The following is a 26,929-nucleotide window of genomic DNA, read 5'->3' as shown; positions in this document are numbered from 1 at the left end:
TACAGATCGTTAGATATATCGGAAAAACAGCTATTTTTGACGATATTGCAAACAGAAGATTTCATTTAAGATTAACAGACACAGATGTTTGATTTTTTCGGTAAAACCGTTGCGAAACTATTCGGAACCAAATCCGACAGAGATATAAAAGAGGTACTGCCTTACGTATCTAAAGTAAACGAAGAGTACGCTAAACTAAAAGATCTTACTGACGACCAGCTTCGCCAGAAGACCTATGAAATAAAAGGCATTATTGATGAGCGCCTAAAGCCCATCGATGAGCAGATTGCAGCCCTGCACAAGCGCATCGCCGATGAGCCGGAGCTGAATATCGTGCAGAAGGAAAATATCTTCTCGGAGATAGACGAGCTGGAGAAACAGCGTAACAAAGACTTGGAAGTAGTGCTGATGGAAGTGCTGCCTGTGGGCTTTGCTGTTGTGAAGGAAACAGCCCGCCGCTGGAAAGAGAATGGCCAGTTGGTAGTAACTGCTAACGAAATGGACCGCGAGCTTTCTGCCCGCAAGCCAAACGTGCAGATCGATGGCGAGAAAGCTATCTGGGCTAACAAATGGATAGCTGCCGGCAACGAGATCACCTGGGATATGCTGCACTATGATGTACAGCTGATCGGTGGTATTGTGCTGCACCAGGGTAAAATTGCTGAGATGGCTACAGGTGAAGGTAAAACATTAGTGGCAACATTGCCAGCTTACCTGAATGCACTTGCCAAGCGCGGCGTACACGTAGTAACGGTTAACGACTACCTTGCCCGCCGTGACTCTGAGTGGATGGCGCCTTTATTTGAGTTTCATGGCCTCACCATAGACTGCATCGACAAGCACCAGCCAAATTCTGAATCCCGCCGCAAAGCATACAGAGCAGATATTACCTACGGTACTAACAATGAGTTCGGCTTTGACTATCTGCGCGACAACATGGCCCGTGAACCGCAGGACCTCGTACAGCGCAAGCACCATTACGCCATGGTGGATGAGGTTGACTCTGTATTGATTGACGATGCCCGTACGCCTTTGATTATTTCCGGCCCGGTGCCGCGTGGCGATGAGCACGAGTTTTACCAACTGAAGCCACGCATTGCCATGCTGGTAGAGGCGCAGCGTAAAGTAGTTAACAACTTCCTGACGGAGGCTAAGCGCCTGATCAAGGAGGGCAACACACAAGAGGGCGGCGTATCTTTGTTCCGTGCTTACCGTGGTCTGCCTAAAAGCAAGCCGCTGATCAAATTCCTGAGCGAGACCGGTAACCGCGCTATCATGCAGAAAGTAGAAAACTTCTACCTGCAGGATAACTCCCGCCAAATGCCGGAGGCAGATGAGCCGCTATACTTTACCATTGATGAGAAGCATAACCAGATCGAACTGACCGAGAAAGGCGTTGACCTGATCACGGGCCAGGGCGAAGATCCGAACTTCTACATCATGCCGGATATCGGGGTTGAGATCGCCGAGATCGAGAACAACAAAGCGCTTTCTCATGAAGAGCAACTGCATGCCAAAGAGAGGCTGATCGCCGACTTTCAGGAGAAATCAAAGCGTATTCATACAATTAACCAGTTATTAAAGGCTTATACTTTGTTCGAGAAGGATACAGAGTACATTGTAACGCCGGATAACAAAGTTAAGATTGTAGATGAGCAGACAGGCCGTGTAATGGAAGGACGCCGTTACTCGGATGGTTTGCACCAGGCAATTGAGGCGAAAGAAAACGTGAAGGTAGAAGATGCCACACAGACTTACGCTACAGTTACGTTGCAGAACTACTTCCGTATGTACCACAAATTGTCTGGTATGACGGGTACTGCCGAAACAGAGGCAGGTGAGTTCTGGGACATCTATAAACTGGATGTGGTAGTGATACCAACTAACCGCCCTATCTCCAGAAAAGACGAGCACGACAAAGTATACAAAACCGTTCGTGAAAAGTATAATGCCGTTGCCGACGAGATCGTAGCTTTGACAGAGGCAGGTCGTCCGGTACTGGTTGGTACAACTTCAGTTGAGATTTCGGAGCTATTAAGCCGTATGCTTACACTGCGTAAGTTAAAGCACCAGGTACTGAACGCCAAAATGCACCAGAAAGAGGCCGAAATCGTTGCTGAAGCTGGTAAGCCAGGAACAGTAACGATTGCTACCAACATGGCCGGCCGTGGTACTGACATTAAACTTACGCCGGAGTCTAAGGCTGCGGGTGGTCTTGCCATTATCGGTACAGAGCGCCACGAGTCACGCCGCGTAGACCGCCAGTTGCGTGGTCGTGCAGGTCGCCAGGGAGACCCGGGTTCTTCGCAGTTCTTTGTGAGCTTGGAAGATAACCTGATGCGTTTGTTCGGCTCTGACCGTATTGCTCGCCTGATGGACCGCATGGGTCTGGAGGAAGGCGAAGTGATTCAGCACTCGATGATCACGAACTCTATTGAGCGCGCACAGAAGAAAGTGGAGGAGAACAACTTTGGTATGCGTAAGCGCTTACTAGAGTACGATGACGTGATGAACGCTCAGCGTGAGGTAGTATACAAGCGCCGCCGAAACGCCCTTTACGGAGAGCGTCTGGAGCTGGATATCTGGAACATGATCTACGATATCAGCGAAGACGTGATTGTAAGCTACAAGAACATCAGCGATTACGAGAACTTCCAGCTGCATGTGCTGCGTGTATTTGGTATCGAGTCATCTATCACTGAAGAAGAATTTAAATCTGTACAGGCTAACCAGTTGTCTGAGCGTTTATACAACGAGGCGCTTAACCACTACCTGACCAGAAACAAGCAAACTGCTGACCAGGCTTACCCGATAATTGCCGACATTCACCAGAACCGGGGGCCGATGATCGAGAACGTGGCCGTGCCATTTACAGATGGTAAACGCCAGCTGGCAGCTGTGGCTAACCTTACTAAAGCCTATGAGACGCATGGCCTGGAGTTACTCCGTGCTATGGAGAAGATCATTACGCTGGGTACTATAGACCAGGCCTGGACAGACCACCTGCGCGAGATGGACAACCTCAAGCAAAGTGTGCAGAACGCGGTATACGAGCAGAAAGACCCATTATTGATCTACAAGTTCGAGTCTTTTGAGTTGTTTAAGCGCATGATTGGTAAGGTAAACGAGCAGACAATCGAATTCCTGTTCCATGCGTTTATACCAGTACAGGCACCCGAGCAGGTACAGCAGCCGGTTAAACCGCCGATGGCACCAAAAGCACCTGTGTTAAAAGAGCAGAAGCAGGAGGTACACTCTTCGCTGGAAGATCAGTCAGGCCATACTTCAGCACAGGCACCGGAGCCGGAAAAGATAATGCCGGCACACTCTCAGAAAGTGGCTGGACGTAACGACAGAGTTAGCGTGCAGTATATGGATGGCCGTGTGCTGAAGGACGTAAAGTATAAAACTGTAGAAGACGACCTGCTTCACAACCGCTGCATACTTATCGGGGAATAATGAATAATAGCCCTGAAGTATAAATCAGGGGCTAAACCAAGTATAAAATTGAAATGATAAAGGATATGAGGCGGAGGAAATCTTTTGTCTTATGTCCTTTATCTTTTATAGGATAAACTATGGCAGGAGAAGAACTGGCTGCTTACATAGATCATACGCAGCTGAAGCCAGACGCGACAGCTGATCAGGTGATGCAATTATGCGATGAGGCCCGCAACTACAGTTTTGCCGCCGTTTGCATCGCCCCATGTTATGTGCAACTGGCAAAAGAGCGTCTGGGCCCGGGCTCACTTGTTAAAGTGGCAACTGTAGTGGGTTTCCCGTTGGGGTATCAGCATGCTAAAGTAAAGTTTCTGGAAACACACCAGGCCATTGCCGACGGCGCAGACGAGATAGATGTGGTGATGAACATCTCTGCGTTTAAGTCTGGCAAGTATAATGAGGTAGAGAACGAACTAAGCGATCTGGCTAAGTTTTGTCACTTGAAAGAGGCAGAGCTGAAAGTAATTATCGAAACAGCTTTACTATCGGAAGACGAGATCGTGAAGGCCTGTGAGTTGTGCGCCAATGCCGGTGTGGATTATGTTAAAACCTCTACAGGCTTTGCCTCGCGTGGAGCTACCGTAGAAGATATAAAATTAATGCGCCGGGTGTTACCAAAGTCTATGAAGATAAAGGCTGCTGGTGGCATACGTACGTATGAAGATGCAAAAGCGTTAATAAAAGCAGGTGCCGACAGGTTAGGCTGTTCGGCCAGCATTCAAATAGTTACCCATGAACAACAGAATTCTTAATTTATTACTTTCCCTGCTGATCTTGATCTCGTCAGCTTGTGCGCCATCGGCGGGCAAAACTACAACTGACACAGGGAAATTTCCGGGCAAAGAGAAAGTAGCCGAAGACCTGAGCGTTTATCGCCCAAAGTATGAGGCACCGGAAACTACAGTGGCGGCACGCGTAGAACCAACCAACCATGTAAACCGCAAAGTAGCTGTGCTGATGGATACTGTAGCCAGCGTGAACAAGAACATAAAGTATGCCCAGGGTTATCGTATTCTGGCTTACAATGGTTCGCAGCGCCAGGATGTCATGAATCTGCGCAAAACAATTATCTCGCGGGTGCCGGATGTGAAAGATTACCTTACTTATCAGCAACCTAATTTTAAGCTTAAGATTGGCGATTTCTTTAGTCGGATGGAGGCGCAGCAGGTGCTTAATAAAATATCAGACCTGGTGCCAAACGCCCAGATCGTGCAGGACCAGATCAATATTGATAAGAGTTATTAGGGTTTATACCAGGGACCTTAGACAAAAGATAAAAGACTAAAAGCGTTGCGATCTGGAAATAGACGCAGCGCTTTTATTTTTACAGGACCAGTAGAATGAATTCTACATAGTAAAAACAATTTAACTTTCTTTTGTGGCACAAGTTTCCAAACTTGTGTCTTATAATGATGATAAGTTAATGACCTAGTAGGGTGGAAAGTCACAATGCCGTCAACTTGAGCAAAAACTGTCATCTCGACGAAAGGAGAGATCTATTTAGAATTCCTTCTGCAATAATTCTAGATAGATTTCTCACGGTGGTCGAAATGACAGCCTTAGTCTGAGTTGCCAGCATTGCACGGAGCACAGGCTATAAACCAGTTATCGGATTTAGACTAGCCCTACAGCTTTGAATATCCTTTAGAAATAACCAGTGCATGACACATACAACAGATAAAATAAAGCAATTAGCACAAGCTTACGCACCCGATACGGTGAAAGTGCGCCAGCATATACACGCCAATCCTGAGCTTTCTTTTGAAGAGTATAACACAGCAGCCTATGTAAAACAGGTGCTGGAGCAATATGGCATTACATCAGAAAGTATGGCTACTACAGGCGTGGTGGCTTTAATAAAAGGCAGAAACCCGGAGAAGAAAACCATCGCCTTGCGTGCCGACTTAGATGCTTTGCCAATTGTTGAAGCAAATGAAGTGGCATATAAATCGAAGAACGAGGGGGTTATGCATGCCTGCGGGCACGATGTGCATACAGCCTCTTTGTTAGGCGCGGCACGTATACTTCAGGACATGCGCGATGAGTTTGAAGGTACTATAAAGCTGGTTTTTCAGCCAGGCGAGGAGAAGTTTCCGGGAGGCGCCTCTATTATGATCAAAGAGGGTGTGTTGCAGAATCCGGCTCCGGCGGGTATAGTAGCACAACATGTATTCCCGATGCTTCCGGCAGGTAAAGTAGGCTTTAAGTCTGGTATGTATATGGCCAGCGCTGATGAGATCTACATAACCGTAAAAGGCAAAGGTGGGCATGCCGCACTGCCGGAAATGAACATCGATCCTGTTCTGATATCAGCACACCTTATTGTGGCGCTGCAGCAGATCGTTAGCCGCCATGCCAGCCCTAAAGTACCGTCGGTGCTGTCGTTTGGTAAAATAGAGGGCAAAGGCGCAACCAATGTTATCCCGAACGAGGTAAAGATAGAAGGTACGTTTCGGACCATGAATGAAGCATGGCGTAAAGAGGCTCACCAGAAAATCAGGAAACTGGCCGTAGGGCTTTGCGAAAGTATGGGAGGCAGCTGCGACATCGATATCAAGAATGGTTATCCATACTTACAGAACGACCCGGAACTAACCGCTATAGCACGTACTGCAGCAGTAGATTACTTAGGAGAAGAGAACGTGGTTAACCTGGACCTGTGGATGGGTGCAGAGGACTTTGCCTATTACTCGCAGGAAGTACCGGCATGTTTTTACCGTCTTGGTACCCGAAACGAAGAACGCGGTATAACCTCAGGCGTACATACACCGACATTCGATATTGATGAGGCTGCGCTGGAAACTGGTATCGGCCTGATGGCTTATGTGGCCCTGCAGCAATTAAAGAGCTAAGAAAGTGTAATTGGTAAAACTTATACCTTGTTCAGAGCATCATTCGTAATCCTTGAAAATCACCCATGAAAAAGCTATACTTTATACTGCTGCTGCTTTTGCCAGTGCTTACCCAGGGCCAAAGCAAAGTTACGGCTCCAACTGCCATCTGGCCTGAGTTGCAAGCTACGTATGGTTTAGGCGAAGATGGGCTGATGTTTTTCCGGAATCAGTACCGCATTAATACTGATAGCGATTATAACGACCTGAAGCAGTCGGGGCTATTGAGCAACTTCGAACGGATAGAGCTGAGCCTGGGCTACGAGCATACTTTTACAGACCACTGGCGCGGAGGGGCTATACTTCGCTATGCTGCCGAAGACTTTCCGAAGATACTGTTTTACGGCCTTTTTTTGAGGCACAACGGCAATCTGGGCAGTTTATACTTTAACAAACAGCTGTTAACAGAATACGTGGATCAGGAAGAACGTGACGCTTTTGGGAGATTCAGAGGTACAGCAGAACTGGGCAAGCGCCTGCCGCTAAAGAGCAGATTCATAACACCAAGTATAAGCTACGAAACCCTGGTAATCTCAAACTTTGGCAAAGAAAATAATAGCACCGCCCAGGAAAGAACCGTAGACCGCACCCGCCTTCGTTTGAGCCTGAACTATGAACTTACCGAAAAGTTGCGTATTAACCCATACTTTATGCGGCAAACAGATTACTACTATGTGCTGGTATCGCCGGTGTATGATGAGCAGGGTAAGCTTATCGAAGACGGCTACACAACCAAGCGGAACCGCATTTCTCCGGTGTTTGGTTTAGAGATAAAGTATAACATCAATCGTGCCTCTCATACTGCCAGTATTACGTACTAAATATGTGGTTAACTGCCATGCAGTCAGATGGTTGCTTGAAAATGCTCGTCTAAAAATGACATTATTTCATGAATTTCAAAGATTTTTCTGCTGGTATAATTTTTACTTTGCTATTAGTGTGAATCAATTTGTAGCAAACTTAAAAGTATAAAAACTATGGCACTAAGCAGATACAATGGCATGCAGGAAAACATGCCTAACACATTCAGTTCTATGTTAGACAGGTTCTTTAACGAATCTGTAAACGCTAAAAATTATTCTGGCTTTACACCTCACGTAGATGCCTGCGAAACAGAAAAGAGCTATGAGATTGAAGTAGCTTTACCAGGTGTTAAAAAGGAAGACATCAGTATTGATTTTCAGGAAGGCAAATTAACTATAACCGGCGAACGCCAGCTGGAGAGAAAAGAAGAAGGCCGCCGTTACCACATGCTGGAAACACAGTATGGTTCGTTTAGCAGAACCTTTTACTTGCCAGATAAAGTAAGCCCGGACAAAATAACTGCCCAACTGGAAGATGGCGTGCTGCTGGTAACAGTGCCTAAAGATGAGCACAAAACTATGAAGCGCCAGATCAATATCTCCAGTACAAACGATAGCAAAAAGAAAGTCTCTGAAGGAAAAGCATCAGACGAGAAAGTTGCAGTTAATACAGATAACGGCAAGGCTAAGAAATCATAAACGCATTACATTTTTTTGAAAGAGGCCAGCAAAGTTGGCCTCTTTTTTGTTAATTTAAATGTGTAATTGCTAAACTGATCAGTATACAAGATACTATCGTATACTATTGTAGCGTTACTTTTTTAAGTATAGGTTATCTATAATATTTATATCATAAAAGCATACAGTACTAAAACTAATCACATGAAGACGAAACAGTTTATCGTTGGCTTAACGCTTTCTGCCATTCTGGGTGGCGGTGTTGCCGTGGGTAGCTATAAGCTGCTGGAAGACGAGGCCGCCACTACCAGAACAGAAAAAATTGAAGAGTATCCTACAGTGCGCTATACCAGTAACATGAATAGCAGTGATGTAGTAGCTCCTCCAGGATTAAATTTTATAAAAGCCGCACAGGTATCAACCCCTGCCGTAGTACACGTAATGACGGAGTATAGCCCTAGTGTGGCGAGCCGTGGCAGCGGCAGCCCTATGGATCCGTTCCTGCGTGAGTTCTTTGGCGATGGCTTTGGACAGCGAGTGCCACGCGGACCTCAGGTTGGTTCCGGCTCGGGTGTGATCATTGCATCAGATGGCTATATCATTACAAACAACCATGTAATTGCCGATGCCTCTAAAATTGAGGTAGTAATGGACGATAAGCGTAAGTTTGAGGCCACGCTTGTAGGCACAGACCCAACAACAGATATTGCGCTGCTTAAAGTTAATGCCGATAAACTGCCAACCTTGCGTTATGGTAATTCCGACGAACTGCAGGTAGGGGAGTGGGTGCTGGCTGTAGGTAATCCCATGAATCTTACCTCTACCGTAACAGCGGGTATTGTAAGTGCCAAAGGTCGTAACATTAACATCCTGCGCACTAACCAGAACAAAGACCTTAGTATAGAATCATTTATTCAGACAGACGCTGCCGTGAACCCTGGTAACTCTGGTGGCGCATTAGTAAACCTGAATGGCGATCTGGTTGGTATTAACACTGCCATTGCCTCACAAACGGGTTCTTTTGCAGGTTATTCTTTTGCAGTGCCTTCTTCTCTTGTAAGCAAGGTAGTAGACGACCTGATTAAGTATGGCGAAGTGCAACGTGCATTGCTTGGTGCATCTATCCAGGAAATCGACGCTAATTTCGCGAAAGAGAACAATATCAAAACGCTTAACGGTGTATACATTGCAAGTGTAGAAGAGAAAAGCGGTGCTCAGGAAGCAGGCTTGAAAGCAGGCGATGTAATCACAGCAGTAAATGGCGTTAAAGTGGCTAAATCGTCTCAGTTATTGGAGCAGATTGCCCGTTACCGCCCTGGCGATAAAGTAAAAGTAGATTACCTGCGCGATGGCAAGGATCGAAATGCCACTGTAACGCTGAAGAACCTTAATAACAGCACAGAACTGGTAAAGCGCAGCAATGCCAAATCTGTAACGTTCGACGGTGCAACTTTTGAACCTGTTAGCAAGCAGGAAATGAACCGACTCGGTATTGACGGTGGTGCCAAAATCAGCGACATCCGAAACAGCAAGTTCCGCGATACCGGTATGAAAGACGGTTTTATCATTACCCGAATCGATAAATACAGTGTAAACCAGCCGTCTGATGTGGAGAAATTCCTGAAAAACATTGACAGCGGTGTAGTGTACATTGAAGGCGTTTATCCGGATGGCCTGAAAGCCTATTACCCTATCGGAAAAGGTTAAGTCCACATAAACTATACTCAGAGAAAGCTTCTGCAGCCTTGCAGAAGCTTTTTTATTTTTTAGATTTGTAAAGAGTACTTTTTAAAACCAAAACAGATAAGACTAATGAAACAGACCATAGATGAACTTCCGCTTAACAAAGAACTAACTGATGTACTGCAACACTTAGGCATAAAAGAGCAGAACCCGGCATACAGCACAGGCCTGGCCTGGGGCGGACAAGAAAGTAAAAACGCACGCGCTATACATTCCCCTGCTGATGGCAACCTGATTGCGCATGTTAACATGGCAACCGCCGACGATTATGAGCAGGTTGTAAAAGCAGCTGAAGAAGCCTTTAAAGTATGGCGCAAAATGCCGGCACCCAAGCGCGGCGAAATTGTGCGACAGATCGGTGAAAAGCTGCGGGAGTATAAAGAGCCGCTGGGCAAACTGGTTAGCTACGAAATGGGCAAGATTCTGCAGGAAGGCTTAGGTGAGGTGCAGGAGATGATCGACATCTGCGACTTTGCGGTAGGTTTATCGCGCCAGCTGCACGGCTTTACCATGCACTCTGAGCGTCCGCAGCACCGCATGTACGAGCAGTACCACCCGCTGGGCATTGTTGGCGTTATATCGGCTTTTAACTTCCCGGTAGCCGTTTGGAGCTGGAATGCTATGTTGGCTGCTGTTTGCGGCGATGTAGTTATCTGGAAGCCATCCGAGAAAACACCTCTTACAGCAGTTGCATGCCAGCACATTATCAGGGATGTGTTAGCTGACAATGAACTGCCGGAAGGTATATTTAATATGATAATCGGTGATGCAAAGATTGGCAGCCTGATAAGCCATGATAACCGAATTGGGCTGGTGTCGGCAACGGGTTCTACGCGCATGGGCAAAAAAGTAGGAGAGGCTGTTGGAGCACGCTTAGGTAAATCTTTGCTGGAGTTGGGCGGTAACAATGCCATTATACTTACAGAGAACGCTGATCTTGAGCTGGCTTTAATTGCAATTGTGTTTGGTGCTGTTGGTACCTGTGGCCAGCGCTGTACCTCTACCCGCCGTTTAATTATACACGAGAACATTTATGATCAGGTAAAAGAACGCCTGTTAAAAGTATACCCGAACCTGCCAATAGGCCATCCGCTGGACAGCACCACGCTGGTAGGTCCACTTATCGACAAGGATGCTGTTAACGCCTTTACCAATGCCCTGGAGAAGGTGCAGCAGGAGGGAGGAAAGTTGTTGACAGGCGGCGAAGTGCTAAGCGGCCACGGCTACGAAACAGGCACTTATGTTACACCTGCCATTGTAGAGGCCGTAAACCACTTTGAAATGGTACAGGAAGAGACATTTGCCCCTATTTTGTACCTGATAAAGTATAGCGGAGAGATAGAGAATGCTGTAGAGATACAGAATGGTGTGCGCCAGGGCTTATCGTCTGCTATCTTCTCAACTAACCTGCTCGAAACAGAGGCATTCCTGAGCCATTGGGGCTCCGACTGTGGTATAGCCAACGTAAACATCGGTACATCCGGTGCGGAGATAGGCGGTGCTTTTGGCGGTGAAAAAGAAACCGGCGGAGGCCGTGAGTCTGGGTCTGATGCCTGGAAAGTATACATGCGCCGCCAGACCAACACCATCAACTACAGCCGCGACCTGCCATTGGCACAGGGCATTAAGTTTGATATCATGGATTAAGTACCACAGACCTCGCAGCGTGCGCAGCTCCTGCGAGCGTCTTATATAAACTATAATACAAAAGCCGGTTCTTACTCAGGACCGGCTTTTTTGTTGGTAGTACCTGTAGTCCAACCACCCCTGCCCCTCTCCCGAAACTGGCCCGAGATCTTCGACTTATCTAAGGCGGAAAATTCTTCCTTTGCAGGTTCTGAAGCATAAGTTTCATTGTTGAAGCCAATGGCGGACAGGTCGCGACCTGTCCCTACAGATAATTTCCTAGTCTTCTCTTTTTTGTCATCCAGAAAGGATCTTGGTAGAAGGGAGGTTAAGCAGGAGCTACAGCGCTAAAACACACCCCTGCCCCTCTCAAGAGGGGAATTCCAAAAAGTGAAGAGCTCCTGCCTTAGATAATAGGGGCAGTTGGACCAGGTACCACAAAAAGACCTTTAAGCCACCACCAAAACTCCTGTAAACCAGTAAATAAAAATATCAGGAAAATTTTTGCAACTTCATGCAACCTACGCGCAGCGCCTTTGTCTTTAGTTCGGAAGTTGGATAAAGAGAAAGGGGTAAAGGGGCAAAGTATAAAAGAGCAAATCGTTAAACCGTCGTAATTTGGAAACCATCAGCTACCAGGACGTTAACAGTCATGTTATAGACAAATGCAGGGAGGGCGACAACCGTGCACAATATGAGCTGTACAAGCTGTATTCCAAAGCCATGTTTAACGTGAGCATGCGTATCACCAACGATTATTCCGAAGCGGAGGATGTGCTGCAGGAAGCCTTTATTAGCGCCTTTAAAAACCTGCATACTTATAAAGCCGAAGCTTCTTTTGGCAGCTGGTTAAAAAAAATAGTGGTTAATGCCGCTATAAACGCTATCCGGAAAAGACGCTCGGAGCTGGTGCCCATGGACGAAAGAACCATAGGAGACATCGCCGAAGAAACCTACGAAGACGACTCTGAGTGGAAAGTAGAGAAAGTACGAAAGGCCATTATGAAACTGCCTGATGGCTACAGAGTAGTGCTGAGTTTATACTTGCTGGAAGGCTTTGACCATGCTGAGATAGGTGAGGTACTGGGGATTACAGAATCAACATCTAAATCGCAGTACAGCAGGGCCAAGAAAAAATTATTAGACATTATGAAAGAACCGCAGTTTGCGGCCTGATTATAAAGAAAGAGTGCATGAGGAGATTTTACCATGAAAGATAGATTAAAAGACTTTGTTAGCGAACACCGCGATGAGTTCGATGTTTTCGAGCCGCGTCCGGAACTTTGGCAGCAGATCTGCCAGGAGTCTCAGGCTCCACGCAAAGAGGCAAAGGTGATCAGCATTAAGTTTGGTGAGCGGGCCAGTTTCAGCGCCGACTTTCTGTTTATGCGTGTTGCAGCCACGGTGGTACTACTGCTGGGCTGTGGGCTTACACTCTTACTGATGAAGCAGAACACACCGGGGGCAGGCGCAATGCTGGCAGCTACTGAGCAAAAGGTTATCACAAACATAGCCCCGGAGATAGTAGAAGTGGAAGCCTATTATGTAAGCCAGATAGAGGAAATGAAGGGAGAGTTAAGCGAGTACGACAAGAAAGTGCTGGGCCTCGGCGAGCAGAAAGAGATAGACCGCGAACTAGCCCGCCTGGACAGCAGCTACTTAGTCTTGAAAAAACAACTATACACTACTCCGAATACCGAAGAAATTGTTGAGGCCATGGTCCAGAACCTGCAGATACGGATTGAGGTGCTTAACAGACAACTGGAAGTGCTCCAGAGCATTAAGAAGATGGAAAGAACCATTAACGCTGAACTAAAAGAAAATGAAACTACGAATATTTAATACTATCTGCAGCCTGACCTTACTAGCTGCTGTGGCACCCGGCACAGTATTGGCCCAAAAAGCAAAGCCAGCGCCATGTCCCCCAACTACTCAGGTTACCCTGGACCTGAGCAGTCTGGCATCCCTTGCCAAATTATCCGCTTTAGCTGATCTGGCTGACTTATCTAGCTTGGCAGAAATGAAAAATATACCCGAACTCATGAACCTGTCTGATATTGTAGTAGGGTTGGAGGGGTTGCATGAAGAGATCAACATTGAGCAAACCGGTGAAACCATCTACATAAACCAAGACACAGAGGCCGTTTTTGACGCTGAAAAGAGAAAGACATTTGACAAGACTTATAAAGTGAGCAGTTCTGATGCCTTAAGCATTCATAATAAGTTCGGAAATGTAGCTGTAAATACCTGGGCAAAAAACGAGATTAAAGTAAAGGTAGATGTTATCTCCAGGGCTGCAACCGATGCCAAAGCGCAGGAGATACTAGATAACATTAATATTATAGATAGCCGTAGCGGCAGTATTATTTCTGTGGTTACTAAAATGTCGCCGATGCGTGTGTCGGGTAATACAAGCAAGAGCTTTGAGATAAACTATACCATTTACATGCCGGAAGCCAATGCGCTTACTGTAAAGAATAGCTTTGGTGATGTAAACCTGGCCTCTCTGAAGGGTAAAGCAGACATAAGCGTGACGCATGGGGCTCTTAAAACCGAGAGATTGAATAACAGCGACAATAATGTGAAGGTGGCTTACGGCTCAGGTAGCTGTGGCTATATAAACGGCGGCAATGTGAACCTATCTTATGGTGATCTGTATGTAGGTGGAGCAAATGGCTTAACAGGCAACGCCAGCTATGGTAACTTTAAGGTTGGCCAGCTAACCGAGGAAATGGACATGACTTTTAAGCATGGCTCTTTTAAGGTAGATAACGTGAGCAAGAATATCAAGAAGATCGCACTAGACAGCAACTATGGCACTGTAAGCCTGAATTTTGCTGATAATACAGCCTTTAACTTTGATGTGAATGTGCAGTTCGGTGACTTTAAAGTGGATAAGTCGCTTATAAACATAACCTCCCTGGAGAAAGGATATACTTCTGCGGAGTATAAAGGTCGGTTTGGAGGCAGTTCGCCTAAAGGAGTGGTAAATATTAACTCTAAGTTTGGCGACGTGAAATTTACGAAATAAGTGTTTTGTGAAATAAGTTTGTTTAAGGTGAGAGGGGCCAGCGAAAGCTGGCCCTTTTACTTTGCAGGAGCTACTGTAAACTCAACCAGGTCTGTTTGTCCTCTCCCAAAAATATCACCTGTCCAGAAGTAGCGCTTTGAGTCTTTAGGTGCATCAAATAAAGTATAGCCATACTTGCTCCGGATAAAAGTGCTGTCGTAACCCTGTAACAAAAGTATGGTCGGGAAGACCTGGGCATGAGATTGCAGGTTTGGCTGAGGTAAAGTATGCTTTGATGTAATGTTAGACTTATCGAGTATCCAGAGCGGAACGTTTGCCTCCAGCGCATTTGGTTTGTAAATAGAGGCATGTGCTATACTTATGCCGTGCTCAGTCAGGTTCTGGCCGTGGTCCGAAGTATAAATAACTACTGTACTATCAGTTGCCGAAATACCCTGCATCAGCTTTTGCCAGAACTTATCTACGGTCCAGCGGATGGCGTTGTGGTAGGTGTTAGTGGCACGTTCACGGTCTTTTAGCATACTTGTTTTGGGCAGCACAGGCGTAAATATGATTCCGGATTCGGGATACGTGCGCGCATAGGGCCAGTGGGCACCCACCTTGTTTACATATACAAACACCTTTTCATCAGCTCTAGAAAGTTTAGCCAGGAGTTTTGCTACCTCGAAGTCGCGCTGGTGGTAGGGCAAGCCAGAATCTAGGTCGGCAGGCTGTATAAAGTGATCGATATGTTTTAAGTCGGCAGGGGCCAGGTAGTTTTGCAGTGCCTGCGAGCTAAGCTGTGCATCGATGTAATATGTGGTATAGCCGGCTTCTTTTGCGTACTGAAAGATGGCTGGCCGTGTTAAAGCCAGATGCTGCCTATCGGGTAAGTCAGCCGTTTGTACTCCACTCATCAGGGCTATATTGCTTCCTGCGCTGTAGTTGGTAATAGCGCTGGCCACTCCAAAATTCAGTAGGCTGTCTTTTACCGAGTCAAGAAAAGGCGTGGTGTTTACAGGGTTGCCGTTCAGAGAAAGAGAGCTGCCGGTTATACTTTCATCCACAACCAAAAATAAATGCTTTACGCCTGCTGACGTGGGAGCAACAGTAACAGCCTCGCGCTGGCCTAATGGTAACTGGTGGGTAGCAGCCAGCGCAGTACTTACGGGAACCCGGTAAAAAGCAGGCAGGTCATCTACTACGCCCAGTGTTCTGTTTATATACCAAACGCTTAAAAGTATAACCGGAAGTATATTCAGCGTATGTTTAAACGTATAAACCGGTTGCAGTTTCCTGGAGATGAAGGCAAGTATAAACACCACCCCAATTGCAGCTAACAAGGCACCAAATATGGGCAACGCATAGTTCTGCAGGGCAGCGTCCCAGAAAGAGAGGTTATTTAAAGCAGTTTGCGCATCGGAGTAAGTATAGTTGTAGCCTGTAATAAACCGATAGCTCAGGCTGATGAAAAGAAAAGGCAACAACAGCCCCAGGAAAGTATAACGGACAGCTTTACTTTTGTTTAGCAGCAACACCTGCAGGCTCCAGACGCAAACTGCAAACACAGCTAGGTATAACAACAGGTCTAGTATACTTAACCGGAAAAGTATGTACTGCAGAATATAGTATACTCTGCCGGGGCGCATCTCCACGGTAACTGCAAGCAGACACATGGCCACAAACAGCAGCAACGGGGCAAGTATAGTTTGCTTAATATACTTCATGAAGTCTCCTTTTGCCAGAAGAGAGGCAAGGTTATACGCTCTACTAAATATTTAAACACCAGCGTAAGCGAAGTAACTACAATAAGGTAAAGTATAGCTGATATCCAAGAGCCCCAAGCTGATTGGTTGCCTAATGGCACAAATGGTGCTCTGCAAAGCCCATGCACTGCAAAAAAGTACAGCGAGTTCCGCCCAAAGAACCTGAGTAGCCGGCTAAGCTTCCCATGGTCATTATGGAAATGACTAAGAATCAGAAAAAGTATAGGAGCAACAGTAAAAGACACTAGCCAGACTATTCTGTTAAAAGACCCGAAGATGAAAACAGCTATCAAAAGCATAAAAAGTATGGAGCTGATTTTAACCTTCTGCTGTTTTGCCAGCAGAATGCCGAGGCAGAACTCTGGCAAATGCCCAACAAAATTGAGACGTAGGTAATCTATATGCTCTGGAGCAATAAAAAGTATACTTAGCTGTATCAGCCAGGCAATTACTATAACTATCCATAAAGTATATCTGTTTCTCTGAGTTAAAAGAAAGGGCGCTATCAGGTATAACTGAAATATCAAAGAGAAAAACCACCACGGACTGGAGATAGTTAAAGCCTGACCGGGAATGAGATTGGCAAACAGTGTAAGTTTTAAAACAGCTTCCTTTACATAAGTTATCAGGTCAATATCCTTATTGGAAATAAAGGCATCAACGGCAAATTTATAGCAGAACAGGAAGAACACGGCAAAGAAAAAAGCAGGATACAGTTTCTTTAGCCTGTTAATAATATAGGTTTTGTATACTATAGGAGAGTTGCTGCTGTAGCTTTTGGCTAAACCGTAGCCGCTAACGAACACGAAAAGCTGCACCGCATAGTGTCCCCAAAACGAAAAGAGTTGTTTAACAAAGTCCAGCGGGGCGGAGGTTAAGTTGTGCAGCAGGTTAAGTACACTTTGTAACGAAAAGTTAAACTCATTTTCTCCCGGAGCATTATCCAGAATATGAAAATAGTTATGCAGCATGATAACCAGTATGGCAATACCTTTCAGATAGTTAGAATCCTGTTGACTGATATTCCTGATGATCATTAAGCCTAAAATAGGGGGTAGTGTTGTTAATTCCTACAACTTGTATTACAGCCTCAGCCCAAAGTATTGTACTGATAACTGGTTGATTTTTGGGGTTAATGCTTAAATTTAAGTTAAAATTACCAGCTACAAACATAAGCCTATGGCAACTGATAACAAAGAATTACTGAACTCCTCTAAAGCACCCGAGCCTGTGGGCCTTTATCCGCATGCGCGTCGCGTGGGTAACCTGCTGTTTTTATCAGGAGTAGGGCCAAGAGAACGTGGCACAAAACGGATACCAGGTGTGGAACTGGATGAGAACGGCAACATATCGTCATACGACATCGAGAAGCAATGTCGCTCTGTTTTCCAGAACGTACGCTACATTTTAGAAGATGCCGGGTCAAGCTGGGATAACTTGGTAGATGTGACGGTGTTTCTGACAAACATGAAAGACGATTTTGCCACATACAACAAACTTTACGCAGAGTATTTTAAGGATAACCAGCCCTGCCGTACTACTGTGGAGATAAACAAACTACCCACACCTATTGCCATTGAACTGAAGTGCATCGCCACTATTGATGTGCCTGCTAATAGCTAAAGTATAAATCCATAGTTTTGAACACGAACAGAGAAGAATTTTACAGGCAGCGGTCCGAAACGCTGGCCGACCAGGAAAAGCGTGCCGCCACCAAATCGAGGTGGGTGTCGTGGTTGCGGGTAGCGGTGTTTTTAGCTGGTGCCGGTACAGCTTACTATTTCTTCAGCACCGACAATCATACATTTGGGGCCATCGCCATACTTGTATTTTATATACTGTTTATACTTGTAATGCGCTGGCACAGCAGGCTGGAGTTTATACACCAGCAGCTTGTTTTGCTGCGCAAGATAAACGAGGAAGAAATAGACAGGCTACACGGCAGGCTACAAGCGTTTGATGGTGGTAATCTGTTTATCGACGACCATCATCCTTATACTTCCGACCTGGATATTTTCGGGCAGAGTTCTTTGTTTCAGCTGGTAAACCGCTCTGTTACAAGTATTGGCGAGCTTACGTTAGCACGCTGGTTTCGCAAGGCTGCACCTGCTCCGGTTATACTTCAGCGGCAGCAGGCGGTGGCAGAACTGGCTGATGATAAGCAACTGGACTGGCTACAGGAACTGATAGCATTGCCCCGCCATTTTAAGCACGACGAAGCTACAGCAGACGGTTTTATCCGGTGGTTCTCCGAAAAGTCTTTTTACAAAGAGCGCGGCTGGCTAAAGGCACTGGTATTTATACTTCCCATACTTACGCTTGCTGCTATAGCAGCCTGGGCTTACGGAGCTGTTTCCGGCTATGTTGCTACGGCTTTCCTGGCAGTGCAGTACCTGATTGGGCATAAGTACAGGGTAGAGCGCGATGAATATTACGATAATAGTACGGGCATTTACGAGGCCATGCGTAGCTACACCAGACAGCTGCAGCACATCGAGCAAAAACAGTTTACTTCTGCAGTACTGATAAAGTTACAAGCGAAGCTGCAGCAATCCGGCACAAAAGGATCTGTCATCATAGATAAGCTGGCTAACATCATCGACTACTTCTCGTGGAGGCTCAGCACCCTGATGTCGTTTTTCCTGAACACTATTTTGATGTGGGATTTTGTGTGGATGTACCGCCTGGAAAACTGGCGCGAGAGATACCTGCCGCAACTGGAGGAAATGCTGAATACGCTGGGCGAAATAGAAGCGCTGGCAAGTATAGCCGCTTTCCAGCACGCGCATCCGGGTTATGCCATTCCTGTACTTTCTGATCAGCCTTTCGATTTAAAGACAAAGGAACTGGCTCACCCGCTTATTTTCTCTGTTACACCTGTTGCTAATGATTTTGAAATGCAGGGTGCAGGCAAAACCATGGTAGTAACAGGCTCAAACATGTCCGGTAAAACTACTTTTTTGCGAACCGTGGGTATAAACATGGTAATGGCGCAAATGGGTGCACCTGTTTGTGCTGAAAGTATGACTGTAACCCCGACACAAGTATACACTGCCATGCGCACCGCTGATAACCTTTCTGAAAATACTTCTTCGTTCTATGCCGAGCTAAAGCGACTGCGTATGCTGCCGGAGCTAACAGAGCAGGGCCAGCCGGTGTTTTACTTCTTAGATGAGATACTGAAAGGTACTAACTCCCGCGACCGCCACGCCGGCGCTATGGCCCTTATTCGGCAGCTGCACAAGCGCAACGCCTCCGGCTTTATCTCAACCCACGACCTGGAGTTGGGCGCTATGGAGCAGGAGCTGCCCGGCAGCGTATACAATTACAGCTTCAACAGCGACATCATAGGCGACGAAATAAAGTTCGATTATAAACTACGCGAGGGTATTTGCCGTAGCTTTAACGCCAGCAAGCTAATGCAGCTGATGGGCATTGAGATAGAGGAGAAGGTGTAGTGTTTTGACAAAAGGCTTTTTGTGACAAAAGGATTTTTGACAAAGGATAAAAGATTTTCTGATTTAACCAGCTTATACCTAAGCTGTCATCTCGACGATAGGAGAGATCTTTTTAGAATTTTCTAGAGCTAGTTTCAGATAGATCTCTCACGCTGTTCGAGATGACAATTTTTTCTAATTCCCTTCCTTGGATGGGCAGGGATGGGTTAATCTCTCCCCGACAAACAATTCAACAGTTTAACCATTAAGCAATTTATACCATGAGAGTAATAGCAGATATACCAAACCCCCACGTTAAAATCACCTTGCACTCCTACAACGGAAAGTATATTCTAAAGCTGGAGAAAGCTAACCTGGAGCAGATTTACAAGATAGAAGAGACTGAAGTAAATGGAGATGAAGACGTGAAAGCCTTGATAGATGATGAATTTATCGAAGCCGTTCTTAACCGTTTCCAGGATATGCGCGATGCGTTTGTGAGCACGATCAGGAGGAATGAGTAATTCAAATTACATTTACCCACTAGTCAGGCTGTATTTCAAAGATTAAAACACTTCAAATCTTTTTAGGATTAAACTTAATACTTACTTTTGGCGTTAGTAACGTTAAAAGTAAGTATGATTCTGTCTTTTGGGTCAAAAGAAACTGAAAAAATCTGGAACGGAGAAAGGGTAGCGAAGCTGCCTGTTGAAATCCAGACGATTGGAAGACGTAAATTAAGAATGCTTCATAACTCTCAAGATATCGCTGACCTTCGAATTCCTCCTTCCAACAGATTAGAAAAGTTAGCTGGAAATCTGAAAGAATTCTATAGCATCAGGATAAACAGCCAATGGAGAATCATCTTTCAATGGAATAACGGCCAGGCATCAGAAGTAGAAATTATAGATTACCACTAAGAAGAAAAAAATGGAGCGACTACCTAATATCCATCCAGGAGAAATACTGCAAGAAGAATTTCTAATTCCTTTTAACATCACAGCTTATAGACTCTCAAAGGACATTGGAATACCGCAGACCCGAATATCTGAAATTTTAAAAGGCAACAGGCGCATCACAGCAGACACGGCATTAAGGCTAAGCTACTACTTTGGAACCTCCCCTAAGTTCTGGCTTGGTTTGCAAGATGATTACGATTTAGAAGAAGAGAAGGCTAACAAGCAGCAAGAATTGGAATCCATAAAACGATTTGAGAAAAACGCAGCCTAATCAAGTGCAGCGTTAACCCTTGTTAAGCTAAGGGCTTCGGCTGAACAAATCCGTTGTATGAAACCAAAACAAAAAAACGCCTCTGATTTCTCAGGGGCGTTTCCTTTATACTTTCAGCTTATACTTAAGCGATAGCTACACGCTTGAAGTCGTTAACTGTCATGCCTTTGCTTGTTTTGTCAAGCAGCTGCGCGATAGTTAAAGAAGAGTCTTTTACGAACTCCTGGTTAAGCAACGTGTTCTCTTTGTAGAATTTGTTCAGTTTACCCTGAGCAATTTTCTCAAGCATTTGCTCTGGCTTGCCTTCAGCACGCGCCTGCTCTTTACCGATCTCGATCTCACGCTCTACAGTAGCAGCGTCAACACCTTCTTTGTCCAAAGCAACCGGGTTCATGGCAGCAATCTGCATCGCTACGTCTTTACCAACTTCAGTTACGTCTGTGCCGTTAGTGTTTACAAGACCTACTAATACACCTAATTTACCAGTAGAGTGCGTGTAAGCAACAACCTGGTCAGCGTTTACAGTCTCGTAAGATACTACGTCAATTTTCTCACCGATCTTACCCATCAGGTCAGTGATGTGGTCCTGAAGTGAACGGCCATCTTCCTGGTTTGCAGCAAGAAGTTCTTCTTTTGTACCAGCGTTAGTAGATACAGCAGTATCCATAACTCTCTGTGCTAAGCTCTTGAAGTCAGCAACTTTAGAAACTGGCTCAGTTTCGCAAGCAAGTGCAACTACTTTACCGTTGTTACCATCTGCGTTTACCTGAGTAAGAACAATACCTTCAGAAGTAACGTTGTCAGCACGCTTGCTGGCAATTTTCTGACCTGCCTTACGCAGAATATCTTTAGCAGCTTCGAAATCGCCGTTAGCTTCTGTAAGCGCTTTCTTGCAGTCCATCATACCTGCTCCGGTTTCCTGGCGCAGTCTGTTAACGTCTTGTGCTGTAATAGCCATTTTTTTATAATTAAGAATTATGAATTAATAATTAAGAATTCTGTATTTAGCGGGGAGTAGTAAGCTAAGGTCTTTTGTCCTTTGTCAAAATATCTTTTGTCTGCTTCCTAATTCCCCTAAAACAAACTGAACATTGAAGCAGCAAAGCCCAATGTTCAGTTTATTGTTATTGCAATATGAACAATTGACTATTGCTCGTCTGCTTCTTGTTTAGCCTTGATGCCTTCTTCTTCAGAACGCTTACGCTCAGTTTCCTCTTTGTCAACCTTACGCTCAGACAGACCTTCCTCGATAGCCTTACCGATCAGAGAAACGATAAGAGATACAGACTTAGATGCGTCGTCGTTTGCAGGGATTGGGAAATCTACCAGCTCTGGGTTAGAGTTAGTATCGCAGATAGCGAAAACAGGCAGGTTAAGCTTGTGAGCTTCTTTAACTGCAATGTGCTCACGCTTCACGTCAACGATGAATAGCGCTGCAGGCAGTCTTGAAAGATCAGCGATACCGCCAAGAACACGCTCCAGTTTCTCACGCTCACGAGAAAGCATTAGTCTTTCACGCTTTGCGATAGCTGCATAAGCAGTGTTGTCTTTCACCATCTTATCGATAGTAGACATTTTCTTAAGAGACTTACGCACAGTAGCGAAGTTAGTAAGCATACCGCCTAACCAACGATCGGTAACGTAAGGCATTTTAAGACGTCTTGCCTCTTCCGCTACGATGTCCTGCGCCTGCTTTTTAGTAGCAACGAACAAGATCTTACGGCCAGACTTTGCGATGTTCTTGATAGCGGCAGAAGCCTCATCAAGCGCAACCAATGTCTTGTTTAAGTCAATGATATGGATACCGTTCTTCTCCATGAAGATATACGGTGCCATTTTAGGATCCCACTTGCGGGTAAGGTGGCCAAAGTGAACACCTGCCTCAAGTAATTCTTTATAATTAGTACTTGCCATGTTTTTGATACACCTAAAATATTAACGTTTACTGAACTGGAATGAACGACGTGCTTTACGCTTACCGAACTTCTTACGCTCCACCATACGTGGGTCACGAGTGATGAATCCTTCTTTACGAAGGGCTGACTTAGTCTCGGCGTTCTCAACTACCAGTGCTTTAGATATAGCAAGTCTTAGTGCCTCAGCCTGGCCGCTTACACCACCACCTTTTAGATTAGCAGTAATATCGTACTTGCCAATTAGATCTAAGGTTTGAAACGGCTGATTTACTATAGTTTGCAGTACTTCGTTAGGGAAGTACGCCTTGATATCTTTACCGTTAATAGTGATATTCCCTTGCCCGGCCGTCATGTAGATACGAGCCACCGAGGTTTTTCTTCTACCAGATGTATTGATAACTTCCATTAAAATTAAATGTTGAAGGTTAATTCTTTAGGCTGCTGAGCTGCAAATGGATGCTCGCTTCCTGTAAAAACATGAAGATTTCTGAATAGCTCGCGACCTAGTGGGCCTTTAGGCAACATGCCACGAACTGCGCGCTCTACGAGCAGCGTTGATGATTTAGCCTTTAGCTCACGTGGAGAAGTCTGTCTCTGACCGCCTGGGTAACCAGTGTGCGACAGGTAGTACTTCTGATCCCACTTACGGCCTGTGAAACGTACATTATCAGAGTTGATAACGATTACGTTGTCTCCGCAGTCAGCATTAGGAGTGTACGAAGGCTTATGCTTGCCTTTCAGGATCTTGGCGATTTCAGACGCCACGCGACCCAAGCTTCCTTGACCTGCATCAACAATCACCCAGCCTTTGTTGGCTGTCTTCTTGTTGACAGTAAGGGTCTTATAACTTAAATGATCCATTTTTAGTGGTTGTAAGCGATTTATTTATTTTAACTATTCTATTTTTCGGTCTTTGAAAAATGGTCACAAAGATAGAAAGACTTTATCTGATATGCAATACATGTACTAGAAATATACTGTGTAACAGGAAAGTAGCTAGAGCACTGCAGGTACATAACTGCAGAATGAGAAGGCCCCTAAGAAGATGGTGATTTTCTTAAGGGCCTTCTCTAGAAAGTATAAACTAGTTCTTTCTGATTCTAACAGGCGGTGGTGGTGGCGGAAGATTAGGTAGTTCGCCATACTTATTCTCAGCTCTGGCTACAAGGTAACTGTGGTCCAGATCATAAACCTCTGTGTCTCCAGACTTCAGGTAAATCACCAGGAGCCTGATTTTTCTGTCTTTCATTTCCCCCATTCGCCAGCCAATTTCTTTCACATCCGGGTTGCGTTTAAGGAATGCCTTATGGTCGTCGTGGCGATTACTTTCTTCCGGGATGTACTCTGTTAAATTATTAGGAACTGGAGGCGGAGGAGCCGGAAGACTTGGCAGCGTACCATACTTTCTCTCTGCAGTGGCTATACTTTTGCTGTCGTTTAAGTTGTATTTTTCAGTAGCCCCGGATTTTAAGTAGATATTGATAAAGTTTTCTCCGTCTTCTCTATCGCTCAGTGTCCAGTCTACATACTTAATTGTTGGGTTTCGGCTTAAAAAGGCTTTGTAGGCATCTGGCTGATTTGCATTATCCTGCATTGTTGCGTCTTTGCCTGCTTCATTTCCGGGCATTGGCAATTCAGCATTTCTAAAAGCTACCAGTAACATGGCAACGAGTGGTAGCACGATCAGCAACCTTAGCTGATTGGCTTTGGTACTTGGCATTTTGTTCATCATGGCTATTCTTGTTTTAAGTGGTGAGAAATTAAATTGGTTAGCTATTTGAGGCTCCGAAATGCCGGTAACTTTCAGGAGGAGGTATTGGTAATCTTTGCGATCCACGCTGGCGGTGAGTACATTCTGGTCGGCAATAAACTCCAGGTTTTCTTTTACAGCCCGCTTCATGAGCCAGCCACCCGGGTTAAACCAGTAAAAAATGGTGCTTAGCTCTGATAATAGTACATCCAGTGTATGCCAGCCTTTTACATGCACCTGCTCGTGGTTAAGTATGGCGTCTAACTCGTGCTGCTTGTGCTGCTCAGGGTTCAGGTAAATAGTCTGCCAGAACGAAAAGGCATGATTTATACTTTTAACCTGCCTGTAGTTTATGCCCTTATGCGTGGCAGGTACCGATAAAGTATGGATCTTGTAAAGCGAAGCGAACTGAAGCAGCAACCTGACCGCTACTGCTGCTGCGCCCAGCCAGAACAAGTATACCGGCAATTGCCAATAGTCAAAAGAGGTTTCCGCGGGTATGGCTGGAGCCACTGTAAAGGCAGGTATGGCAGCTACGTAAGTATTTACTACCGCCAGTTCCTGGTGCTTGTTAAACAGGCTTTGGAGGTCTACAAAAGGGTAGATCACAGAAAATACAATCCCAAATAGCAGGAAAGCCCGGTTCAGGTGGTAAAAGGTTAGTCGTCGCAGCACAAAATGGTACGTCAGGTAAAACAGTACCAGTGCGGCGTTTGCTTTCAGGAGGTATAAGAGTAAGGCAGGCATGTTATTTAGATTTTTTGTTTTCGATCATGTTTATAATCTCTTTCAGTTCTTCAGCGCTTATCTGCTTTTCCTTGGCAAAAAAGGCTACCAGTTCTTTGTAAGAGTTTTTAAAGTAGTCTCCCACAAAGCCCTTCATGAACTTCTTCTTATAGTCCTCCTCCTTTAACAGGGGCAGGTAACGGTAAGAGTTACCCATTTTCTCGCTTCTCACAAAGCTCTTTTTCTCCAGATTCTTCACCGTAGAGGCCAGTGTAGTATAAGGTGGCTTGGGCTCTGGCAGTTTCTCCAGGAAATCCTTTATAAAGCCGCCACCGGTTTCCCAGATTACCTGCATGGCTTCTTCTTCTTGTTGGGTTAGTTTTTCCATGCTATTACGATGTTTTCGTATAGTTACGAAATGTTCGTAATAAAAGCTACGAAATTTTCGTAATTATTTTTAAAAGTGCTTATACAGGAGATTTTGAGGCAATTGCTGGAGTATAGTCAGAATGGCTGTGATTGAAAGTGTAGCATCAACAGACATCACAGTTATTGCGATTAGGATTATTGGCGAATATTTCAGAATATAAATGTATAAAGCCTTATCACTATGCTAAAGAAGCTATTTCTATCCTTTTCGCTGGCCCAGCAGAACATCCGCAGCAGGCTGTTCCATACTTTGCTGTCTATACTTGGTATTGTGATTGGAGTAGGAGCCTTGGTTACGGTGCTATCACTGATAGATGGTATGGAGAAATTTGCGCAGGAGCAGATTACTAAAACCACCAATCTTACTTCTATTCTGCTGCAAACGGATACTTATAAAAGGGAAAACAAGCTGCGTATAAAGAAAGAAAGTTACGATTACCTGACCTATGAGCAATTGCCGGAGCTGACGGCGGCTCTTAGCCACCCAACAAAAAGCTATATGGAGGTGGTGCAGACCAGCGAGGTAAAGCTCTCTGATAACGGTAAAAACATAGTAGCCTCCACAAGTGGCATCAGCGCTTATCATCCGAAGTATACTGGCTTAGCAACTGGTAAAATGTTTACAAAAGCCGATGTGGAGGCACGTAATAAAGTAGCATTTGTAAATTATGCCTTTGCCCAGCTTGCCAATGCAGGAGATTCAACTGCGCCTGTAATTGGTAAGTCTGTTGAATTGGGGCCTAATACGCTTAAAATACAAGGCATTCTGAAAGATGATGGCGTGGAAGCTCCGGTGGTTTACTATCCGATTTCTATACTTGCCGAAGCAGATTTAAAAGAGAACCCGCCCCGTGTAATTATCGATGCAGAAAATGTAGAGCAAGTGCCGGTAATTAAATCAGAAATAGAAGACTGGCTGAAACAAAAGTATAAAAAAGACTCATCTGATTTTGCCGTCATAAGCAACGAGTTTCGCATCGACCAGGCTTCGAAAGCTTTCCTGCTGTTCAGGGTAGTGATGGGGCTGATCGTGGGGATTTCGGTTATAGTAGGAGGTATAGGAGTAATGAACGTGCTGCTGATATCGGTTACTGAGCGAACCGTAGAAATTGGCGTACGGAAGGCCCTGGGTGCTAAAAAGCGCGATATACTGATGCAGTTCCTGGCAGAGTCTATCTCCGTGTCGTTGTTCGGAAGTATACTTGGTTTGTTGCTGGGCATACTGGCAACACTCGGTATTGTGCCCATTATTAATGCAGTCGCTGATGTGGAGTTTGCCGCTGCCTATACTTTAAATACATTCTTTATTATAGCCATTATCGCTGTGATAATAGGTGTCGTGTTTGGTACCTATCCCGCCACACGCGCAGCCAAACTCGATCCTGTTGATGCGATCCGTAGGGAATAACGAGAGTACGGGATT

25 protein-coding genes are annotated in these 26,929 nt (G+C 45.3%); 17 read left to right on the top strand and 8 right to left on the bottom strand.

Features of this window, described 5'->3' with window-relative positions; genetic code table 11:
• Positions 1-84: 84 nt before the first annotated feature.
• From secA to K0O23_RS01300, 11 genes are all read left to right on the top strand, one after another.
• Positions 85-3,459, top strand: coding sequence for a preprotein translocase subunit SecA (gene secA / locus K0O23_RS01350; RefSeq protein WP_219875580.1), 3,375 nt, complete (start codon positions 85-87; stop codon positions 3,457-3,459).
• Positions 3,460-3,578: 119 nt separating this feature from the next.
• The gene (gene deoC / locus K0O23_RS01345) at positions 3,579-4,253 is read left to right on the top strand and encodes a deoxyribose-phosphate aldolase (RefSeq protein WP_219875579.1); all 675 of its coding nucleotides are present in this window, start codon (positions 3,579-3,581) and stop codon (positions 4,251-4,253) included.
• Positions 4,234-4,746, top strand: coding sequence for a sporulation protein (locus K0O23_RS01340; protein ID WP_219875578.1), 513 nt, complete (start codon positions 4,234-4,236; stop codon positions 4,744-4,746). Before deoC ends, K0O23_RS01340 begins: the two co-directional genes overlap by 20 nt.
• A gap of 416 nt (positions 4,747-5,162) precedes the next feature.
• Positions 5,163-6,353 (top strand): M20 metallopeptidase family protein, encoded by a 1,191-nt coding sequence (locus K0O23_RS01335; RefSeq protein WP_219875577.1) that lies wholly within the window; start codon positions 5,163-5,165, stop codon positions 6,351-6,353.
• A gap of 65 nt (positions 6,354-6,418) precedes the next feature.
• Positions 6,419-7,213: a DUF2490 domain-containing protein gene (locus tag K0O23_RS01330; RefSeq protein WP_219875576.1), complete on the top strand. Its 795-nt coding sequence runs from the start codon at positions 6,419-6,421 to the stop codon at positions 7,211-7,213.
• Positions 7,214-7,369: 156 nt separating this feature from the next.
• A complete protein-coding gene (locus K0O23_RS01325; protein WP_219875575.1) occupies positions 7,370-7,894 on the top strand; it encodes an Hsp20/alpha crystallin family protein in 525 nt (174 codons plus the stop codon).
• A 183-nt stretch (positions 7,895-8,077) separates the two neighbouring features.
• Complete coding sequence (locus tag K0O23_RS01320; RefSeq protein ID WP_219875574.1) at positions 8,078-9,580, top strand: Do family serine endopeptidase; 1,503 nt, start codon at positions 8,078-8,080, stop codon at positions 9,578-9,580.
• Between the two features lie 105 nt (positions 9,581-9,685).
• Positions 9,686-11,263, top strand: a complete 1,578-nt coding sequence (gene amaB, locus K0O23_RS01315) for an L-piperidine-6-carboxylate dehydrogenase (protein WP_219875573.1) — start codon at positions 9,686-9,688, stop codon at positions 11,261-11,263.
• A 597-nt stretch (positions 11,264-11,860) separates the two neighbouring features.
• Positions 11,861-12,418, top strand: coding sequence for an RNA polymerase sigma factor (locus K0O23_RS01310; protein WP_219875572.1), 558 nt, complete (start codon positions 11,861-11,863; stop codon positions 12,416-12,418).
• Positions 12,419-12,451: 33 nt separating this feature from the next.
• Positions 12,452-13,084 (top strand): hypothetical protein, encoded by a 633-nt coding sequence (locus tag K0O23_RS01305; RefSeq protein WP_219875571.1) that lies wholly within the window; start codon positions 12,452-12,454, stop codon positions 13,082-13,084.
• Complete coding sequence (locus K0O23_RS01300) at positions 13,065-14,273, top strand: DUF4097 family beta strand repeat-containing protein (RefSeq protein ID WP_246596865.1); 1,209 nt, start codon at positions 13,065-13,067, stop codon at positions 14,271-14,273. The genes K0O23_RS01305 and K0O23_RS01300 overlap by 20 nt, the downstream gene beginning before the upstream one ends.
• A gap of 56 nt (positions 14,274-14,329) precedes the next feature.
• Here K0O23_RS01300 and K0O23_RS01295 read toward each other — a convergent pair whose 3' ends face one another.
• Together K0O23_RS01295 and K0O23_RS01290 are read right to left on the bottom strand one after the other, a co-directional pair.
• The gene (locus K0O23_RS01295; RefSeq protein WP_219875570.1) at positions 14,330-15,979 is read right to left on the bottom strand and encodes a sulfatase-like hydrolase/transferase; all 1,650 of its coding nucleotides are present in this window, start codon (positions 15,977-15,979) and stop codon (positions 14,330-14,332) included.
• Positions 15,976-17,055: an acyltransferase family protein gene (locus K0O23_RS01290; RefSeq protein ID WP_219875569.1), complete on the bottom strand. Its 1,080-nt coding sequence runs from the start codon at positions 17,053-17,055 to the stop codon at positions 15,976-15,978. Before K0O23_RS01290 ends, K0O23_RS01295 begins: the two co-directional genes overlap by 4 nt.
• A gap of 142 nt (positions 17,056-17,197) precedes the next feature.
• Here K0O23_RS01290 and K0O23_RS01285 point away from each other — a divergent pair, with 142 nt between their 5' ends.
• The 5 genes from K0O23_RS01285 (at position 17,198) to K0O23_RS01265 (ending at position 20,685) form a co-directional block, all read left to right on the top strand.
• The gene (locus tag K0O23_RS01285) at positions 17,198-17,641 is read left to right on the top strand and encodes a RidA family protein (RefSeq protein WP_219875568.1); all 444 of its coding nucleotides are present in this window, start codon (positions 17,198-17,200) and stop codon (positions 17,639-17,641) included.
• A 17-nt stretch (positions 17,642-17,658) separates the two neighbouring features.
• Positions 17,659-19,476, top strand: coding sequence for a MutS-related protein (locus K0O23_RS01280; RefSeq protein WP_246596864.1), 1,818 nt, complete (start codon positions 17,659-17,661; stop codon positions 19,474-19,476).
• Positions 19,477-19,736: 260 nt separating this feature from the next.
• The gene (locus tag K0O23_RS01275) at positions 19,737-19,979 is read left to right on the top strand and encodes a hypothetical protein (RefSeq protein WP_219875567.1); all 243 of its coding nucleotides are present in this window, start codon (positions 19,737-19,739) and stop codon (positions 19,977-19,979) included.
• 114 nt (positions 19,980-20,093) lie between these two features.
• Positions 20,094-20,375: a type II toxin-antitoxin system RelE/ParE family toxin gene (locus K0O23_RS01270; protein WP_219875767.1), complete on the top strand. Its 282-nt coding sequence runs from the start codon at positions 20,094-20,096 to the stop codon at positions 20,373-20,375.
• Between the two features lie 10 nt (positions 20,376-20,385).
• A complete protein-coding gene (locus tag K0O23_RS01265; protein ID WP_219875566.1) occupies positions 20,386-20,685 on the top strand; it encodes a HigA family addiction module antitoxin in 300 nt (99 codons plus the stop codon).
• Between the two features lie 124 nt (positions 20,686-20,809).
• On the opposite strand, the gene tsf is transcribed toward K0O23_RS01265, so the two are convergent.
• From tsf to K0O23_RS01235, 6 genes are all read right to left on the bottom strand, one after another.
• Entirely contained in the window at positions 20,810-21,643 is an 834-nt protein-coding gene (gene tsf, locus K0O23_RS01260; RefSeq protein WP_219875565.1) for a translation elongation factor Ts, read from the bottom strand.
• 188 nt (positions 21,644-21,831) lie between these two features.
• Positions 21,832-22,599 carry a 30S ribosomal protein S2 gene (rpsB, locus tag K0O23_RS01255; RefSeq protein ID WP_219875564.1) on the bottom strand — a complete coding sequence of 256 codons (768 nt, stop codon included), beginning with the start codon at positions 22,597-22,599 and terminating at the stop codon, positions 21,832-21,834.
• A gap of 21 nt (positions 22,600-22,620) precedes the next feature.
• Positions 22,621-23,007 (bottom strand): 30S ribosomal protein S9, encoded by a 387-nt coding sequence (rpsI, locus tag K0O23_RS01250; RefSeq protein WP_219875563.1) that lies wholly within the window; start codon positions 23,005-23,007, stop codon positions 22,621-22,623.
• 5 nt (positions 23,008-23,012) lie between these two features.
• Complete coding sequence (rplM, locus tag K0O23_RS01245) at positions 23,013-23,462, bottom strand: 50S ribosomal protein L13 (RefSeq protein ID WP_219875562.1); 450 nt, start codon at positions 23,460-23,462, stop codon at positions 23,013-23,015.
• Between the two features lie 223 nt (positions 23,463-23,685).
• The gene (locus K0O23_RS01240) at positions 23,686-25,098 is read right to left on the bottom strand and encodes a M56 family metallopeptidase (RefSeq protein ID WP_219875561.1); all 1,413 of its coding nucleotides are present in this window, start codon (positions 25,096-25,098) and stop codon (positions 23,686-23,688) included.
• Position 25,099: 1 nt separating this feature from the next.
• A complete protein-coding gene (locus K0O23_RS01235; RefSeq protein WP_219875560.1) occupies positions 25,100-25,465 on the bottom strand; it encodes a BlaI/MecI/CopY family transcriptional regulator in 366 nt (121 codons plus the stop codon).
• Positions 25,466-25,687: 222 nt separating this feature from the next.
• On the opposite strand from K0O23_RS01235, the gene K0O23_RS01230 reads away from it, so the two are divergent.
• Entirely contained in the window at positions 25,688-26,914 is a 1,227-nt protein-coding gene (locus tag K0O23_RS01230; protein ID WP_219875559.1) for an ABC transporter permease, read from the top strand.
• Positions 26,915-26,929: the final 15 nt, after the last annotated feature.

The sequence above is a fragment of the Pontibacter aydingkolensis genome, assembly GCF_019443125.1.
Taxonomy (GTDB): domain Bacteria; phylum Bacteroidota; class Bacteroidia; order Cytophagales; family Hymenobacteraceae; genus Pontibacter; species Pontibacter aydingkolensis.
Note: the sequence above shows the minus strand (reverse complement) of the source record. Positions and strands in the feature narration are given on the sequence as shown.